This window comes from Pseudomonas monsensis (assembly GCF_014268495.2).
GTDB classification, from domain to species: Bacteria; Pseudomonadota; Gammaproteobacteria; order Pseudomonadales; family Pseudomonadaceae; genus Aquipseudomonas; species Aquipseudomonas monsensis.
In genome coordinates this window covers 2559599-2576747 of record NZ_CP077087.1, presented here as the reverse complement: position 1 = coordinate 2576747, position 17149 = coordinate 2559599, and the positions used below count along the sequence as shown (strand labels likewise).

At 61.5% G+C, this 17149-nt stretch carries 20 protein-coding genes; 5 read left to right on the top strand and 15 right to left on the bottom strand.

From position 1 onward, the window contains the following. The first annotated feature begins 10 nt into the window (after nucleotides 1-10). The 5 genes from HV782_RS11315 to HV782_RS11295 all read left to right on the top strand — a co-directional run bounded on the left by HV782_RS11315 (nucleotide 11) and on the right by HV782_RS11295 (nucleotide 5019). A complete protein-coding gene (locus HV782_RS11315) occupies nucleotides 11-2245 on the top strand; it encodes a cadherin-like domain-containing protein (RefSeq protein WP_186747853.1) in 2235 nt (744 codons plus the stop codon). Nucleotides 2246-2317: 72 nt separating this feature from the next. Beyond that, entirely contained in the window at nucleotides 2318-2782 is a 465-nt protein-coding gene (locus HV782_RS11310) for a curlin (protein WP_128616044.1), read from the top strand. A gap of 28 nt (nucleotides 2783-2810) precedes the next feature. After that, on the top strand, nucleotides 2811-4262 hold the full coding sequence (locus HV782_RS11305) for a curlin (RefSeq protein WP_186747850.1): 1452 nt from the start codon (nucleotides 2811-2813) through the stop codon (nucleotides 4260-4262). 276 nt (nucleotides 4263-4538) lie between these two features. Next, complete coding sequence (gene relB, locus HV782_RS11300) at nucleotides 4539-4745, top strand: type II toxin-antitoxin system RelB family antitoxin (protein WP_034152589.1); 207 nt, start codon at nucleotides 4539-4541, stop codon at nucleotides 4743-4745. Then, nucleotides 4735-5019 (top strand): type II toxin-antitoxin system RelE/ParE family toxin, encoded by a 285-nt coding sequence (locus HV782_RS11295; protein ID WP_186747848.1) that lies wholly within the window; start codon nucleotides 4735-4737, stop codon nucleotides 5017-5019. The genes relB and HV782_RS11295 overlap by 11 nt, the downstream gene beginning before the upstream one ends. Before the next feature lie 180 nt (nucleotides 5020-5199). Here the strand turns inward: HV782_RS11295 and HV782_RS11290 are convergent, their stop codons facing one another. From HV782_RS11290 to HV782_RS11220, 15 genes are all read right to left on the bottom strand, one after another. Further along, nucleotides 5200-5571 (bottom strand): DUF6124 family protein, encoded by a 372-nt coding sequence (locus tag HV782_RS11290; protein ID WP_186747846.1) that lies wholly within the window; start codon nucleotides 5569-5571, stop codon nucleotides 5200-5202. Nucleotides 5572-6550: 979 nt separating this feature from the next. Further along, nucleotides 6551-7411, bottom strand: coding sequence for a CsgG/HfaB family protein (locus HV782_RS11285; RefSeq protein WP_186747843.1), 861 nt, complete (start codon nucleotides 7409-7411; stop codon nucleotides 6551-6553). Between the two features lie 29 nt (nucleotides 7412-7440). Beyond that, nucleotides 7441-7872, bottom strand: a complete 432-nt coding sequence (locus HV782_RS11280) for a curli assembly protein CsgF (protein WP_128615748.1) — start codon at nucleotides 7870-7872, stop codon at nucleotides 7441-7443. Further along, a complete protein-coding gene (csgE, locus tag HV782_RS11275) occupies nucleotides 7869-8261 on the bottom strand; it encodes a curli production assembly/transport protein CsgE (protein ID WP_093439237.1) in 393 nt (130 codons plus the stop codon). Before csgE ends, HV782_RS11280 begins: the two co-directional genes overlap by 4 nt. After that, on the bottom strand, nucleotides 8258-8797 hold the full coding sequence (locus tag HV782_RS11270) for a type II secretion system protein (protein WP_186747841.1): 540 nt from the start codon (nucleotides 8795-8797) through the stop codon (nucleotides 8258-8260). The genes csgE and HV782_RS11270 overlap by 4 nt, the downstream gene beginning before the upstream one ends. Continuing rightward, on the bottom strand, nucleotides 8772-9146 hold the full coding sequence (locus tag HV782_RS11265) for a type II secretion system protein (RefSeq protein WP_064588154.1): 375 nt from the start codon (nucleotides 9144-9146) through the stop codon (nucleotides 8772-8774). Before HV782_RS11265 ends, HV782_RS11270 begins: the two co-directional genes overlap by 26 nt. Before the next feature lie 5 nt (nucleotides 9147-9151). After that, a complete protein-coding gene (locus HV782_RS11260) occupies nucleotides 9152-9625 on the bottom strand; it encodes a type II secretion system protein (protein WP_123463232.1) in 474 nt (157 codons plus the stop codon). A 2-nt stretch (nucleotides 9626-9627) separates the two neighbouring features. After that, nucleotides 9628-11475, bottom strand: a complete 1848-nt coding sequence (locus HV782_RS11255; RefSeq protein ID WP_186747839.1) for a secretin GspD/PilQ domain-containing protein — start codon at nucleotides 11473-11475, stop codon at nucleotides 9628-9630. Further along, nucleotides 11472-11984, bottom strand: coding sequence for a hypothetical protein (locus HV782_RS11250; RefSeq protein WP_186747837.1), 513 nt, complete (start codon nucleotides 11982-11984; stop codon nucleotides 11472-11474). Before HV782_RS11250 ends, HV782_RS11255 begins: the two co-directional genes overlap by 4 nt. After that, nucleotides 11984-12532 carry a GspMb/PilO family protein gene (locus HV782_RS11245; RefSeq protein WP_128616014.1) on the bottom strand — a complete coding sequence of 183 codons (549 nt, stop codon included), beginning with the start codon at nucleotides 12530-12532 and terminating at the stop codon, nucleotides 11984-11986. The genes HV782_RS11250 and HV782_RS11245 overlap by 1 nt, the downstream gene beginning before the upstream one ends. Next, nucleotides 12519-13064: a PilN domain-containing protein gene (locus tag HV782_RS11240; RefSeq protein ID WP_186747835.1), complete on the bottom strand. Its 546-nt coding sequence runs from the start codon at nucleotides 13062-13064 to the stop codon at nucleotides 12519-12521. Before HV782_RS11240 ends, HV782_RS11245 begins: the two co-directional genes overlap by 14 nt. A 1-nt stretch (nucleotide 13065) precedes the next feature. Next, nucleotides 13066-13869, bottom strand: coding sequence for a hypothetical protein (locus tag HV782_RS11235; protein ID WP_186747833.1), 804 nt, complete (start codon nucleotides 13867-13869; stop codon nucleotides 13066-13068). Continuing rightward, nucleotides 13850-15556 carry a GspE/PulE family protein gene (locus tag HV782_RS11230; protein WP_186747831.1) on the bottom strand — a complete coding sequence of 569 codons (1707 nt, stop codon included), beginning with the start codon at nucleotides 15554-15556 and terminating at the stop codon, nucleotides 13850-13852. Before HV782_RS11230 ends, HV782_RS11235 begins: the two co-directional genes overlap by 20 nt. Before the next feature lie 81 nt (nucleotides 15557-15637). Then, nucleotides 15638-16168, bottom strand: a complete 531-nt coding sequence (locus HV782_RS11225; protein WP_128616012.1) for a response regulator — start codon at nucleotides 16166-16168, stop codon at nucleotides 15638-15640. A gap of 219 nt (nucleotides 16169-16387) precedes the next feature. Further along, entirely contained in the window at nucleotides 16388-17149 is a 762-nt protein-coding gene (locus tag HV782_RS11220; RefSeq protein WP_128616011.1) for a peptidylprolyl isomerase, read from the bottom strand.

Here is a 17149-nt window from a genome sequence, read left to right as displayed (position 1 = left end):
AGGAGGCATCATGAACAAGTGGCCACGCTTTGCGCTCAACGCGCTCGGGCTCGCTCTCTCGCTGACCGGCAGTGCCTATGCGCAACTCGCCGCCGTCGACCCCGGTCCCTACACCTTCGCCACCGGGAAATTCCCGATGTGGTACCAGGACAACAATCTGCTGTCGATGGAGCTCTGTCAGTCGCGCGCCGCCAGCTCGCGGGTAGCGGTCAGCACGCCACCGGCCTACATGTGCACCCTGCTGCCGGAGCCGGGCATCTTCGACGACAGCCTGCCGATGGTGTTCCCCGACAACTGGCCGCCAGAAGCCTTCTGGTTTCTCGCCGAAACCACTATTCCCAACAACGGCGCCGGCTATGGCATGGACGCTTATGTGGCCGGGATAGAAGCCGCGTTTGCCTCGGGAAACCCGGCTGACGGCGATCAACAAAGCTTCGCGCGCATTCGTATCCGGGTGAACGTTCCCGTGGCCGGTACCTACACCATCACTCACCCGTATGGTGTGGAAACGGTCAACGTCACCACCCCCGGACGCCGCGCGATCAACATCACCAAAGACATCGGCATCGGTGCGCCGGGCGATTTCAGCGGCACACTCAACGGCGCCATCGGGCCATTCCTGCGCAGCATCAACGGCCCGTACACCGAAGTAAACCCGGACACCGGCAGCGTCGAAACCTTCGTTGGCGACCCGAACCTCACCGAAGCAGTAACCGGCAGCCCGTTCAACACCAACTTCGTGCGCATCGTCGGGCCGTCCGGCGCCGGCACCATTCAGACAGCCCTGTTCACCGTCGCCGGCAAGGTGCTCGACAGCCGTCAGCAAACCCATGTCGACATCGACCGCGCCACTTATCGCCGAACCTCGGCCGGTGTGCGTGCCGAGGTGTTCGCCAAGGCTGACAGCAGCTCGACCCTGTGCTTCCGTGAAACCGTCGCGTTGCTTCCTGGCCCACCGCCTACGCCATGCGAGACCAGCCTGACCGGTGACAATACCGGTTTGTTCTTCGGCCAGCGCCTGGGCAACGGCACCCTGCCGTCAGTCGTCGTGGTGACCGCGACCAACCCGGCCGGGACCACGCGACCAACATCGGTGTCGAGCAAGCTCACCGACGTGGTGAAAGTGCAAACAGCACGCTACAGCTGGGCCAACAAAACCTTGCTGATCGAAGCGACATCGACCGATGAAGTGGCGATCCCCGACATGGTTGCGCAAGGCTACGGACGTCTGTCGAAAACCGGCACCCTGCAACGCATCACCGTCGCCGACCTGACTCAGCCACCGGCCACCGTGACGGTTAAATCCGCCGCTGGCGGCAGTGACACCGAGCCCGTTGTCGTAGTCGGCACCGCACCGGACACCGGCGAAAACCAGGCACCGATCGCTAACGCCGACAGCGGCAGCACCAGTTTCGGCGTGCCGATCACCCTCAGCTTGTTGACCAACGACAGCGATCCCGATGGTAATAATCCGCTGAGCATTACCGCGTTGACCCAACCTGCTGCGAACCAAGGCACCGTGGCCCTCAGCGGCACCGCCGCCGTGGTCTACACCCCGCCAGCCGTGGTCAACACGCCACTGACCACGACCTTCACCTACAAGGCGCAAGACGCCAAAGGCCTGACCTCGGCCAATCCGGCCACTGTGACGATTACCGTCGCGCCCAACCGGGCACCGACCGCCGTCGCCGACAGCGTCGCCACCTTGGGTGTGGCGATCCCGATCAACGTACTGGCCAACGACACCGATCCGGAAGGCAACGTGCCGCTGGGCGTCGCCAGCCTGACCCAACCGGCCGTCGGTCGTGGCACGGTCAGCACTGACGGCAGCGTGATCACCTACACGCCACCGGCCACCGTCACCACGGCGTTCACCACAACCTTCACCTACATCGCCCGGGACAGCTTCGGCGCCCTGTCGACGCCGGCCACGGTCACGGTGCAAGTGTCGCCACGGCCAGCAGCGGAAACCTTCACCGTCACCGCGTCCACGGTGCAGGCACGCTCCGGCGGTCGCTTCAACTGGGACTTCACCGGCACCTCGTCGGTGACCACCGGCAACACCATCACCGTGCAGGTCACCACCCCGACCGGACTGGTCACTCTCGGCACCACCACCGTACCGGTGACCGGACGCTGGCGGCTGACGCTGAACAACACAACGGTGGTGCCATCGGCCAACCCGACCGCGACGATCCGCTCGTCCCAGGGCACCGTGCGCACGGTCTCGGTGACCACGCTGTAAGCCAGATCCCCAGCCACTCTCGGGTGGCTGGGGTCGATTTCGAACCGGTTAACGCCTGACAGGATGTGAGCCATGAACACGCCGACCGCCGCCCTGCTTTGCCTGCTTGTGCTGTGCAGCAGTGCGGGCGTGCGTGCCGACGACCTGATGGAAAACGATGACTTGGCCCCGACCAGCAGCGACCTCGGCGAACTGCCCCCACCGGTGGGTCAGCAAGCCCTGATCGACCAGCTCGGCCAGGCCAACGTCGCCCTGCTGCAACAGAACGGTCAGTCGCTGCTCGGGCAGATCGTGCAGTCGGGCAGCAATCAGGAAGCGTACATCCTGCAACAGGGCAGCGACCTGATGGCGCTGATCAACCAGAACGGTTCCGGCAACGCCGCTTCGATCACGCAGAACGGCAGCCATAACCGCGCGCAGATTTCGCAAAACGGCAACAACAACGACGCCAGCATCGAGCAGGCCGGCGCGGGGCTGCAAAGCGCCGTGACCCAGTCGGGCAACGGCATGAGCGTTTCGGTCAAGCAATACCGCTAAGCACTGCAAATCATCGGAGAGTTCAATCATGTTCAAACTGACGCCCCTCACCGCCGCCCTCCTGGTCATGATCAGTGCCCAGGCCATGGCCGACGACAGCCTGTCCAACCAAAGCCAGGTCGGTACCGCCAACATCGCGGATGTGAAACAGACCCAGGCACCGTTCAGCACCGCCACCCAGACCCAACTGGGCCAGGGCAACGACGCCGCCGCTGTGCAAGACCACGCCAGCAGCGTGATCACCCAGGACGCCGTCGGCGACTACAACGCCGGCTACGCCGAACAACTTTACGAAGACAACGCCACCATCACCCAACAACAGGTCGGCGCCTTCAACACCGCCCACGCCAGCCAGTCGCTGGGCTTCGGCTCACCAAACAGCGCGCTGCAACAGCAGCAAGGCACGGGCAACTTCTCGTTCGTCTATCAAGACTCGCAAAACGGCAGCGAAGGTAAAACCTTCCAGTTCGGCGACAGCAACGAAGCCAACATCGAACAACTCTATGAAGGCAGCGGCAACAGTTCAGTGATCACCCAATACGGCACCGCCAACTACGGCACCGCCGAACAGGTCACCCACAACGGCGGCCAGATCGGCATCAACCAGGCTGGCGAAAGTAACTACGCCTACGGCGACCAACGCAACGGCACCGGCGGCACCATCACCATCAACCAGTTCGGCAACCTCAACGGCAGCGAAATCTGGCAGGACGCGCAACTGGCCAGCCAGGCCACCGTCAACCAATACGGCGACAGCAACGAAACCGTGGTCGACCAAAGCTTCGGCGAAAACAACAGCGCCGCCGTCACCCAGGTCGGCAACACCAACGCGATCTACGCCGACCAGTTCGAGTCAGTCAACTCGACGCTGGCGCTGTACCAGATTGGCAACGGCAACGTGCACTACACCTATCAGAGCGGCGACGGCCACACACTCAGCGCCACCTCCGTGGGCAACGACAACAAGGTCTACGCCAGCAACTGGAAAGGCCCGCAATCGGGTGGACAGTTCGGCAGTAACCAGCGTGCGACGGTGACTCAGGCGGGGAATGGCAACATCGCCAGCTTCACTCAGGATGGCGTCGGGCATGTGATGACCACGCACCAGACCGGGACTGGCAACAAAACCACGGTCAGTCAGGCTGAGTCGTATAACGAGCTGTATTTTGATCAGAACGGTAGCGACAACATTTTGATCTCGGATCAGCGCGGCACGGGCAACCTGGTGCAGGGTTCTTCGAATGGCACGGGCAACAGTGCTGAGTTTGATCAGTCCGGGTCTGGCAACCAAGCGTATACCGCGCAGTTGTATGGCAGCGACAACATGATCACGGTGAAGCAAGCGGATACGATGAACGTGGCGTATGTGACCCAGGGCGGGACGGGGAACATTGCCAATGTCGATCAGAGTGGGGTTACGCAGACGGCGAATATTCAGCAGTTCGGGTCGGCTAACCAGGCGACGGTTTTGCAGCAGTAGGGGTTGGGTGTTGATGGGCCGCGATTCTCTGGTGAGGGGGGTCGCGGTTTTTTTTGCGCTGACGTTTGAGTTGCGTCCTACGGAAAACGGAACGTTTTTAGAAATTCGGGGAGTTTTCTGACAAGTTCTGGCGGTTGGCCGTCGGAAGTACAGGCTCTAGGATTTGCCGGGACAACTTGATCCTCATGGAGCTTGGCCTACATGCAATTCATCCAGACAGCGACGACAGCGATACCGTTAACGAATAGACTTCGAGGCACCAAACCCGGAGGTTCTATGATCGACCCGTCCTTGATCGACCCACTGTGCCCGGTTGTTTCGGATCTTGATCCCGAGGAACAGGCTGCGAGTTATGACCGTTGGTTTCGGGCCGAAGTACAGGCCTCTCTCGATGATCCGCGCCCGAGTATTCCCCATGAGCAAGTGATGGAGGAAATCAACGCCTTGATGGAATCAATGCGCAAAAGCGCTGATGCAGATTAAGTGGCGACCCAAGGCTCGGGTCGAACTCTCGAAAATCCTGAAGTACATTGGCGAGCGAAATTTTTTAGCGGCGACTGCACTTCACAAGTCCGTCGTAAAAACTACATCTGCGCTTTGTTGGCATCCACACCTGTATCGCAAAGGCCGCTCTCCCGGCACTCGAGAGATTGTGGTAAGCCCGAACTATCTCGTCGTTTATCAAGTGGCGGACCAAATTGAGATTGTGAGCATCTTGCATACGCGTCAGGAGTACCCTCGACGCGACCCCGGTTAAGATCGCTTCCTCGTCTCAACACAAGAAACCGTGCTTCCCCTGGAGGTACGGTTTTTTTGTATCTTGATCGTTCCCACGCTCTGCGTGGGAATGCCTCTCGGGACGCTCCGCGTTCCAAATTGCGAATTTGACGCAGAGCGCCAAGGGCTGCATTCCCACGCAGAGCGTGGGAACGATCAATCAGCCATCCTTCAACTCGACGTGATCGAGGGCTTGATTTACCGCCAGTTCGCCCAGCATGACGACTTGTGCGATGCCCAATGCTGTCTTGCGGTGGGAGGTTTCCAGGGAGGCGGCGAAGTTGATGAGCATTTCGCTGGCCGAGCCTAGGGTTTCGCTGGCGTTGGCGAGCAGGGATTCGGTGTTGTACCTGGGATTGGCGAGGTACATGGGTTCCGGCTCGTTGGCGCTGGACATGATGTGGGCGGTGGGGTTGAGGTAGAAATCCAGGGCGCGGTCGGCGGCTTCGTGGAGTTTTTTGCTGTCGACTGAGGCGTAGGGGGATGTGCTGTCGGCGTCTGATTCTGGGGGGTTGGGTGTTGGCTTTTTCATGATTATTTACCCTGTATGACGGTTATAGCTGGCCCCCATTCGGTTTCCAAGCGAATAGGTGGCAGCTGTACGCAGGTTGGAAACCCGGGACAGAGGCAACCCGGCAGACACAAGGTCTCCCACGCACAGCCGCCATAACAAAGTGCACACAGTGAAGGTGCGCAAGGATACGTTATGAATGGCGCTTGTGCGCTCTGTAGTTACTCGGGTTTCCACGCCCGGTCGCTGATTTGGCAGCGACGAGCATAGGCTAGAGACCGGACGTCCGACGGACAACCTGAAAACCTTGTGGGAAGGTTCCGCCGATTCAGACACTTCTTTAAACACACTTCAGATCGCAGCCCTCACCCTAGCCCTCTCCCGGAGGGAGAGGGGACTGACCGTGGTGTTTGGGAAATGTACGCCGACGTGCGATACCCCGTTGAACTCAGATTTTGAAAGGCCCAAAAATCAGCTCCCTCTCCCTCGGGAGAGGGCTGGGCGGGCGGCGTTCCGATGAGGGGCGAATCCACCACAAATCCAAAGCCGAGCACGCTGTGCTCCACACCACTCAATAGGCCGAGTGTCAGCTCGCCTGCTTTTGATCTTGATCCACGGGCGACGTCGGAAGGCTGAGTGGAGGGATTGATCCGGGCGTGGGAGCGTAGCGACCGTTTGGCGCAGCCAAACACAGCGAGAGGAGGTGCAGCGAAGCAAACCGTAGGCGCTGCGCCCGGATCGATCCCGGAGCGAAGGAACCCCGAGCTTTAGCGAGCGGGCCGCACGTAGGAGCAAGCCTTTTTGGTTACTTTTTCGGCGTCTGGAAAAAGTGACCCGCCGTAAGGGCGGAACCCTAATCAGCCGTTACCGCAGAAACGGATATGTACTCAGTCAAAAAGAACCCCCGCCTCCTGACAAAAAGCCTTCGCGAGCAGGCTCGCTCCCACAGTGGGAACTGGGTACATCGGCAAGAACCTGGTCGGCCCGAAGGCCGCCACGTTCACTCCGCATCCGGATCAATCTTGTTCTGGCTCAAATACCGATTCAAAACATCATCCTGCGAAGGCACAGAAGCGTCCCCCGCCACCTGCCACAACCGCCGCTCAATCCCCTGCGCCACCATATGCCCCACCGCCGCCTCGATCGCCGACAACACACACAACTGCGCCGGTTCGTTAGTCGTATACCCGACCTCAGCCTCAAGCAACTTCTTGAACTCGATAAACTTGAAAATCCCCGCACTGCGCGCCACCGAATAAATCGTCTTGCTGGTCATCACATTCGCCAACACCTGCCCGCTACGCACATCCACCGCGCGCAAATTCACGGTCACCTGATCCACCCGATATTCACGCTGCAAATCGATCCCGAGATACCTCGCCCCTTCCCCACCGCTACGCACATTGGTGTCATAGGCAATGATCCCGCCCTCAAGCATCATGTTCGCCGCCTGCAACGGTGGCAGCTCACCCTGAATATTTACCGGCGTATTCGGCTTCTTCTGCGATGCGCGAATGATCTTGCGCTCGGTCAACAGGTTCTGCAGCCCTTCCCGCTCCAGTACCACAAACCAGCCACTGGCCTGCATCGCGTCCATCAACATCGACGCTGCGCCTTGGGTCACGCTGGTGGAAAACGAACTCGCAGGCGTCGGCTTGTACTGCCCGGTCTGATCACGGAAGCCGTACACCACCGCCATCAACCGCCCCTTGGGCCGGGGCATCTTCAGCAAGTCGTAGTAGGTCGAGGCCCTGGGGGTCAGGGTCGGGGTTTCGGTGTCCTGCTCGGCCGGCATCGGCTCACGCAGACTGCACCCTTGTAATGTCGCCAACATCAGCCCTAGCGCGATTATTTTTTTCATGTCCATCACTCCCCGGAACCGTCAGCCCGTCATGGGTTGAGGCCGTTCACCTGAATTTCCGAAACCTCACCGGTCGCTCGATCGGTCACTTCAATGCTCAGTGCCCCGGAGTCGTCGATGACGTTGACGATAAAAGAGTCGGTGGACAGGCTCCCCGTGTTGCCGGTGGAGATGTTGTCCAGCAACTGCCCTAGCAGCCGCGATTGCAATTGACTGGTGAAGCGCTCCAGCGCCGAGGTGCCGGCCACGCTCGAACGGCTCTTGAGGTCCGGGTCGTCGTAATCGTTTTGCGCCTGGGCGTTGTTGAGCAGCCAGGTGCCGTTCAGCGGGTTGCCGCCGAACGATGGATTGACCGGCGTGTAGACCAGTTCGGTGGCCTGGACAGCCGCGGCGCTGGCGAGCCCGATCAACAACCCCGAGGTCCAGAATCCGCTGCGCCGTGAGAACGTTGTGCTGTTCATAGTTCGTCCTTCTCAAGGTCGGTGGTGTCCTGCAACAGAGCCTCCAGCTTGCGCTGGACTACCTGGCGTCGAACCCAGTCGGCGGCCGCGTAGGCCTCGTCCTTCAGTTCCACGGTGTTCGGCGGCAGGAAGCGCCGATACACCAGGCGTTGCTGATATTCCACGGTCACCAGGCTGCCCCAGCGCGCGTCGGGGCGCTCGCGCACCACCAGGTTGAAATCCATCGGGCTGGTGTCACGCAGGCGTTCACTGAACGAGTAGTAAAAGTCGTGGCCGATGTGCGAGATCGTGTCGTCGACGATGAAGCCCATCATTTCGTCTTCTTCGCCGGCGTGGGCGCAGCACGCCACAGCGGTGAGGATCAGCGCGCACCACCATTGGCGAGTCATGGCTGCAACGCCTGCGGCAGGTTCGACTGGCCTTTGGCCGGGCCATTTGTGCCCTCAAGGAAGGCTTTTTCGGCAACAAACTGCCAGTCCGAATAACGCTGCATGCCTTCGAAGTCCGACCACTGCGTCGGGAAATCCGCCTGCTTCAACGGCAGCTCCGTCGACGGGCTGTTGAGGCCGGTGATGCGTCCGTCGAAGCCGCGTTGCAGCGCCCATTCACCCTGACCGATCGGGTCCGGATAGAGCTGACGCAGGTGATGCCTGGCCTCGGGAAAACGCTGATCGTCGAGCAGGTCAGCAAGCTCTTTCGGGTACTGCGCCAGCCCCGGCGAACTGCGGTAGTAGCTGCGCAGTGCCTGAGCGTATTGGCTGCCGACCCAGAGCAATTGCTTCTCGCGATCGCGGCGCGAAGCGGTCGACCACAATTCACCGGCACTGGCCAGGCCCATGCCCATCACGACAATCAGGAACAGCACGCCCAGGTAAGTGAAGCCACCCTGCTGCGCGCGGTTACCACTCGGCATACTGGCTGCCATCACGCGCCCTCCCGGTAGCACCGCTTTTGATGTCGGCCACGCCGCCCGCAACGCCGTCCGGTGGCGCGATCAGCACCCACTGGTCTTTGCGTTCGGTGATCGGATCGAGGGGCGCGCTGCGCAGGTAACGTTGTTCGATCAGTTGCTCGATGGAATCCGGGTAGCGGCCGGTGTCGCCGTAGAAGTGATCCAGCGCCTCACGCATCGCCGACAGGCTTTGGCGCAGCGTGGTTTCCTTCGACGCTTCGAGGCTGTTGAAGTAGCGCGGCAGCGCGATGGTCATCAGCGTGGCGATGATCGCCATCACCACCATCAACTCCAGCAAGGTAAAACCTTTTTCCCGGCGCATGAGGTTCACCACTCGCGGTAAGCGACACCGTTGAGGCCCTTGCCCCGGGCGTGGGAGTAGACGTCGAACACGTCTTCGCCATCGCGCGGGTTCTGAGCCGAACTGTTGTAGGCACGTATGCCCCAACCCCCTTCGTCATCACGTTTGGCCGGCACCAGCGGATCGCGCGGGATGCGGCGTAAAAAGTAGAACTTGGCGCCTTTGGCGCTGCGCACATCGCGCACGCCCTCGACCAGCACTTTCAGGTTCGGCGGGTAGCCGCTGCTGTTCAGCGACTTCTCGATGTAGCCGGCATCGAAGGCGCGTTTGTAGGCGTCGATGCCATCGCGAATCTGGTACAGCGCATTGCGCAATTCCTGCTCCTTGCCACGCCGCACCAGGGTCTCGGTCAGTGGCGCGGCCATGCTCGCCAACAGGCCGATCAGGGCCAGCGTCACCACGACTTCGATCAAGGTAAAACCGCGCTGGGAGGCGTTCATGATCAAGGCTTCTCGACAGTGACGCGGGTGGTGGCCACGGCCGACTCACCGACGGCACGCGGCTGCGCGGCAGGCGACGGCATCACGTAGCTCTGTGAACGATCCGGCGCCTGGATGTGCATGCTGGTTTCGGTGCCGGTGGAGAACTCCATGTCCGACGGGCTCTGGTACGGCAGGTTGCGCACGATCCGTGGGGTGATCGACAGCACCAGTTCCGATTTGCCGATGGTGTCTTTGTTGCTGCCGAACAAGCGGCCGAGTCCGGGAATATCGCCGAGGCCGGGAATCTTGTTGCCGGTGGCGCCGTGGTCGTTGCGTACCAGCCCGGCAAGGATCTGCGTTTCGCCGTCGTGCAGACGCAGCGAGGTCTGCGCATTGCGGGTGTCGACCTGCACCGGGATCGTGCCCTGGCGGGTCGGCTCCAGCGGCGTGGCGTTACTCACTTCCAGGGCAATTTTGATCGCCACTTCGTTGTTCAGGTGCACGGTGGGGGTCACTTCGAGCTTCAGACCGACATCCAGATACGTCACGCTTTCGGTGATCACCGGCCCCTGTGTCGACGGCACCGAGGTCGCGCTGATGATCGGCACGCGCTGGCCGATGTGGATGCGCGCCTGCTCGCGGTTGCTGACGCGAATCACCGGACTGGCGAGGGTGTTGATGTCGTTGTCCTGCGCGTTGATCTTGGCCTGTGGCGATGGGCCGATGGAGATGCGGTCGGAGTTGATGCCCTTGAGTTGCCCGAGCAGCGCGACCGGCGAACCATCACTGTTGACCACGCCGAAGGTGCTCGGCCATTGCAGGCCGAGGTCGAGAATGCGCTGAGTGGCGACTTCCATGACCTCGACTTCGAGCACCACTTCGGGGTTGGACTGGTCTTGCGATTGCAGGAGCTTTTCCGCCATGCGGATCGCGTCTTCGGTGTCGCGCATGGTCAGGGTGTTGAGGCGTTCGTCGACGAACACGTCGCGGGTCTTGAGCATGGTTTTCACCATATTCAGCGCGGTGTTGGCGTCGATGCTGGTCAGGTAGAAGGTGCGCATCACCAGTTCCTGGTAATCCTTCACTTTCTGTGGCGAATCCGGGTAGATCAGCAAGGTGTTTTCGTTCACCACTTTCTGGTGCAACTGGTTCTGTTGCAGCAGCAAGGTCACGGCGTCTTCGATGCGCACATCACGCACGAAAATCGTCGCTTTCATGTCCGGGCGCAGGTCTTTGTCGAAGATAAAATTCAGCCCGGCGACCTGTGACAGCACTTCGAAAATGGTCTTCAGGTTGGCGTCGCGAAATTCCAGGGTGACCGGGCGATCGAGCTTGGTGCGCAGTTGCGGGTAGGCAATCACATTGCGGCTCTGCACCAGGCGAATGTTGCCTTGCAGCTCCAGCGCGCCTGCGTTGGCCGGGTCGAGTTCGAGGATCTGTTTGACCTGACGATCAGCGCCGTAGATGTCGCCGCGACGCAGGTCGCCACGGGCCAGCTCGAGTTTCTCGTCCATGGTGCGCAAGTATTCCAGCTGCTTGAGGGCATCCTGAGCGCGGCGGTTGTTCGGTTCGATGGTCAGCACGCGCATGTAAGCGGTGCGCGCCGAAGCAAAGTCGCGGCGCGAGCGGTCGGTGTCGCCGGCCGCCAGCAATGCCGTGATCGCTTTGGCGCGGCCGCTGTTAAGCAGCAGGTGCAATTCGGTGTCGCGAGGGTTCTCGCGCAGACCTTCCTCAATTCGGGCCAGCCCCGCCTCGTACTGCCCCTGATCAATCAGGTCGGCGGCTTCCTTGTTGGCCACCTGCGCAGAGCTGCACGCGGCCAGCCCGGCACACAGGCCCAGGCTCATCAGCAAACGGGAACGGTTCATTGCGTACTCCCCACAGACAAGGTCTGCGACAAATGCAAAGGCAGGTAAACCAGGCTCAATTCCAGATCGGAAATGCCGGTGATCTTCCAGGTGTCGTCGATCACATCCCCGTTGCGCACGACGTAGATCTTTTCGCCGTTCTGCAAAAACACTTGCAGGTCGCTGCGGTCATGCAGCCTGCCGACGAACTGAAACGGCACCGGTGGCAGGCTCGGGGCTTGCACCACTGTGGCCGGGTTGATCGCTTGTTCGGTGACCGTGGCCAGGATTGGCGCGGCCTTCCAGGATTTGGCGGCAAACAGGTCGCCGGCCGGGCTCAGGTCCTTGATCGGCGCCTCCTTGGCCTTGGCGGTGCTCGCCGGCAGCGCGCCACGGGTTTTCCCCGGCGTGGCGACGGCCACTTCGTTGGAATCGGCGTCTTCGCTCGGCGAGAAATATTCCGGCAACCATGCCAGCGCCGCCGCCACGCCGAAGAACGCCAGCCACCCTGTCACGCGCTTGGTATTCATCACGACCTCGACAGGTAAAGGGTCATACGGATCCGGCCGTTGAGGTCGGTGTCGCCAATCTTCTTGCGTTGCAACTCAAGGTCTTCCACCACCACCGCCGGCAACTGGCCGAGCAAGGCATGGAGGAAACGGCGCAGTTGCGGGTAGCTGCCGCGTACCGGCAACAGAATCTGATAGCGCGCCAGATGGGTTTTCGGGTCGACGCCGAGGGCGTATTCACCGCGCGCGAGGGTGATGTGTTCCTGGGCTGCGAGGGCGTAGATGCGGTCAATGGCGACGGTGGCTTGCGGCTGTGCCGGCAGTTTGTTGCGGAAGTCGTCGAGCTGCCGTTGCGGCACCACCGGCGGCGCGATGCTGCCGTCTTCAACCTTGGCCAGGTACTCGCTGGCTTCCTGAGTCTGCTGGCTCAAGTGCTGCAACGATTGCCAGCCCGGCAGCAAGCCGCCGAGTGCCCAGGCCACGGCAACCAGCAGCAGCGCCAGCCCGGCCAGGCCCGGAACGCCGAGACCTTGCAGGTATTCGTGGACGATCAGTCTAGGGATTCGCATCGCCTATCTCCCAGGTCGCCGACAGGTTGAATTGCACCGGTTGCTCCGGCGATTTGACGACGATTTCGTGGCTCAGCAGCGAGACGTCGGACAGCTCGTCGCTGGCTTCCAGACGTTTGTGGAAGTCGAGCATGGCTTGCAGATCCCGTGCTTCGGCGCTGATCCGCACCTGGCCTTTGCGCGCATCCGGGGTCAGGGTCAGCAGCGCGACGTCATCGCGCGGCATCGCTTCGAGCATGGCGAACAGGCGTTCCCACGGCCGGCGCAGTTGCTGCGAGACCTTGCGCATTTCGGCGAGGTTCTGCGCTTGCTCGCGGGTTTCCGCCGGGCTCAGGGTGGACTTCGCACCACTGTCACCGGTGAGCTGACGCTGGGTGGTTTGCAGGTGGCCTTGTTGCTGTTCGGTGTGCGCGTCGAGGTGCTGTTGCACGCCGAAGCACAGCAGCGACAGCAGCACGCCGCCGCCGAGCAGGCTCCAACCCAACGGGCCGGAACGCGGCCGTGGCTGAAAATCGAGGTTAAGGGCGCGCATGTCAGGCCACCGCCCGGGACATGACGTACAAGCCGTCACGCACAGTCATCGAGTCGTCTTCGAGGGTGCGCAGTTGCACACCCGCCACGTCCGGATGCGCATCGAGGCGCGCCGGAGCATGCAGATAAACGTTGAAGGCGCGTTCGCTGGTCGAGGCTTGCAGCTGCCGTTCGCGACCGATCAGGGCATTCAACGCGGCATCGCTGTCGCTGCCGCCCACCGAACGCACGCCAGCCCAGCGCCCTTCCCTCGCCAGCAACAACACGCTGCGTTGCGGCTCGGCGACGACGAACAGGAAGTCGCCGGCATCGAGGCTTTTGTCAAAGCGGTTGAACGCCGTCATCAGGTACGGCTGCACCGAGCGCAGGCGCAAACCGCGAGCGCTGACCAGCGTGCGCAGGCGTTCGAGCAAGTCTTGCGGCAAGGCGCTGGCGATGCGGTCGTAACCGGCCGGCTCGGCGGACAACACCAGACTCCAGGCTTGCGTCGGCGCGCCAAACAGGTCTTCGAAACACAGTTGAGCGAAGCCGCGCAGTTCTTCCGGGCTGCTGATCTGCGCGCTCCATGGCACCAGGCAGAAGCGGCTGAAGTGCCCGGAGATGACCACGCTCAATTCGGCACCGGCACGGGCATGTTCACCGAGCAGGCGATCGAGGGTATCCAGCGCCACCGCGTAGCTCTGGAAGCCTTCGTCGATGTAACCGACGCTGCCCAGCCACAGGGTGTCGCTGCCACGCCGCTGACCAAGGCCAACACCGCTGGCGCCGAGCACGGCGATAAAACGCTCACGCGATAAAAGTGACACGATTGATCTCCTCCAGCGTGGTGCGACCTTGTTCCACCAGCTCCAGCGCCGATTCGCGCAGCAGGCGCAAACCACGGGCACAGGCCAGGGCTTTGATTTGTTTGATCGGTTGGCGCTCGACGATCATCTGGCGCAACTCGTCATCGAGGTGCAGCAGCTCGGCAATCGCCGTGCGCCCGCGATAGCCGCTGCCCCGGCAGTGGCCGCAGCCTTTGCCGTGGACGAAATGGTAGTGATCGACTTTCTGTGGATCGAGGCCCGAGGCGCGCAGTTCTTCATCGCTCGGATTGACCGGCGCGCTGCAACTGGCGCAGACCAGACGGATCAGGCGCTGGGCAAGAATCGCGTTGAGCGCCGAGACCAGGCTGTAGGGGTCGATTTCCATTTGGGTGAAGCGGCCGATCACGTCGAAGACGTTGTTGGCGTGGATGGTGGTGAACACCAGGTGACCGGTGAGCGCCGACTGCACGGCGATCTGCGCGGTGTCCGGGTCACGGATTTCGCCGACCATGATCTTGTCCGGGTCGTGGCGCAGGATCGAGCGCAGGCCGCGGGCGAAGGTCAGGCCTTTTTTCTCATTGACCGGGATCTGCAGCACCCCCGGCAGTTGATATTCGACCGGGTCTTCGATGGTGATGATCTTGTCCACGCCGTGGTTGATCTCGGTGATCATCGCGTACAGCGTGGTGGTCTTGCCGCTGCCGGTCGGGCCGGTGACCAGCACCATGCCGTAGGGTTCGGCGGCGAGGCGGCGCAACTGGCGCAGGGTTTCGTCTTCAAAGCCCAGCGCCTGCAATTGCACGCCGCAGACCTTGTCGGCCAGATCCTGCTTGTCGAGCACCCGCAGCACTGCGTCTTCACCGAAGATGCTCGGCATGATCGACACGCGAAAGTCGATCTGGCGACCGCTGATGCCAATTTTGAAGCGCCCGTCCTGCGGTACGCGTTTCTCGCCGATGTCCAGTTCGGCCATGACCTTGACCCGCGAGATCACCTGCTCGGCGAACTCGTTGCCCTGGACTTTGCTGATGTTGTTGAGCACGCCGTCGATGCGGTACTTGATCACCAGACCGTGGCCGGTGGTGCCGAGGTGGATGTCGCTGGCGTGCATTTTCAGCGCGTCGTAGAGGGTCGAGTTGACCAGTTTCACCACGCTGCTGGCGTCTTCGCTGATGCTGGTCAGCGACAGGCTTTGCAGGGTGTCGATTTCGTTATGCGTGTCGCCTTGGGCGTTCAGCGATTCGACGGCGTGGAAGCTTTCTTCGTGACGGGCCAGATAGGCTTTGAGGTCATCGGCGTGGACCAGATGCAGCGGTGCGCCGTGCAGGCAATCGTCGATCCAGGCCAGGCGCGCCGGGTCGAAGGGGTCGGCGAATACACCGATGACTTCGTCATTGTGGCGCAGCAGGATGAATTCACGTTTCAGGCATTGTGCGAGGGTGACCCGGTCAAATACCGGCGTCGCTTGAAACAGGCTGTCGGTGTCGAGCACCGGGTAATGCAGGGTGGCGCCGAGGGTGTGAATGAACGGCATCGGCGCCAGTTCACAGAGCACGCCGAGGGCTTCAAGCACGCGTTCGCCAGAAGTGGCGGCCCGCGCCCGGGCCTGGGCCAGCTGCTCACTGGAAAAGCGCTCGGGGGCGCTTGCGGCCGGCAGCGGTTCGACGACAACGGACAGACGTTCCATGGCTTGCTCTCCAACCGGGGCTTAGAGCCCTGTCGGCGCGGCAAACCTTGGCGGCAAGTGCCGGAACGTCTGATCGCGCCATTACTCCCCGGTGAGCATTTGATCTTCGTCGGGTGCCATGGCGCGCGACTGTCGTCGCCGATCCGCCAACACCCAACTGCCATCGTACAACTGCAACGGGAAGCTCTCGGTCCTGCTCTGGCGTCGTTCGACAAAGCCCTCGGAGGGGCTCGCACCGGGTTTCGCTTCGCGCTTGATGCCCAGAAGGTCGCAGACCGCCCGCGCCAGTTCCGCCAAGGGAAACGGTTTGAACAGGATGTGGCTGACCCCCAGTTGCCGCGCCCGCTCACAGACTTCGGCGGTCGGGTGACCCGTTATCAGCACAAAATGGCACGTCCTGTTCTGGCGGACCGCGTCGAGCACCTCAAAGCCTTCCATATCGGGCAAGCGGTAATCGAACACCAGCACGTCGGGGGCAAAGGTTTCGGCCAAACCGATAGCCGTCGCTCCGTCATGTGCAATCGCGACTTCCAGCCCTTGCGCCGACAGATAATCCTGAAGGTTTTGTGCAAGCAGCTGTTCGTCTTCGACAACCAGTACTTTGTTAACCAAGGTCGACTCCTTGAAACAGCAGGTCCGATGACCCCGCCCTGAGAGTGCGCCTTACCAGGGGTAACGCACACTTCATGCCAGGCTGAGTTCCGGTAATTTTATCTCTTCATGTCCTTGAATTTAATGACAATGCCCGCTCGTCCCGGTACCCCGTTCCCCAGAAACGGGGAAGCACCTGAATGGGCATCGAAGCCATTCCCCACTATTGGGGGGGAACCTTCAGTCGTCGTCAATTCGTTCGATCCTGTTCTGCACCCGTAATTGCGCGAGCACCTGACGACGAGCCTGGGTCTGTTGCTGTCGGGCGAGCTCTGCCCTGACTGTATCCAGCCCCTGTAAATCTGGGACATCGGCGGCCTCCAAGTGGTTCTGCAAATAAATCACATGCCAGCCGAACGGTGAACGCAGCGGTTGGCTGGCAAACGTCGCGGCCTCGGCAATCGGCGCGCGCATTTGCATCAAGCGTAGACGCGCTGCGGCGACTGTGGCTGCATCCGCTTGCGCGGGCACGCGGATCAGCAGGTGGCGGGGTTGCAAGGTATTGGCGCGGATCAGTTCGGCGAACATCTGCTGCGCCGCCAGTTCCCGGCGGGTGTACTCGGTGAAGGACGCCTCATCGAAACCGGCATCCTGCAAGCGCCGGACAAATTTATCCGCGCCGCCGATGGCAATGCGGGTTTGCTCGATCTGCTGACGCACCGCTTGCTCGTCGATCTGCCGCCCGCGTTTCTGCGATTCCTGCCACAGCAATTCTTTGTCGATCAGCATTTGCAACGCCGCCTGACGCAGTTCCTTGTAGGCCTTGGGACTGCGAATGCTCGTCACCGCACGGCCCTGATCTTCCAGGTATTCAGCGAAAAAGCGCTCGAAGCGAAAGCCTGATATTTCCTCGCCATTGACCCGCGCCACGGCCGGCTCGTTATTCGCCCACGCCAGCGGCAGCCAGCAAGTCAGCAACAAGATCAGCGTTGAGAGTTTCAT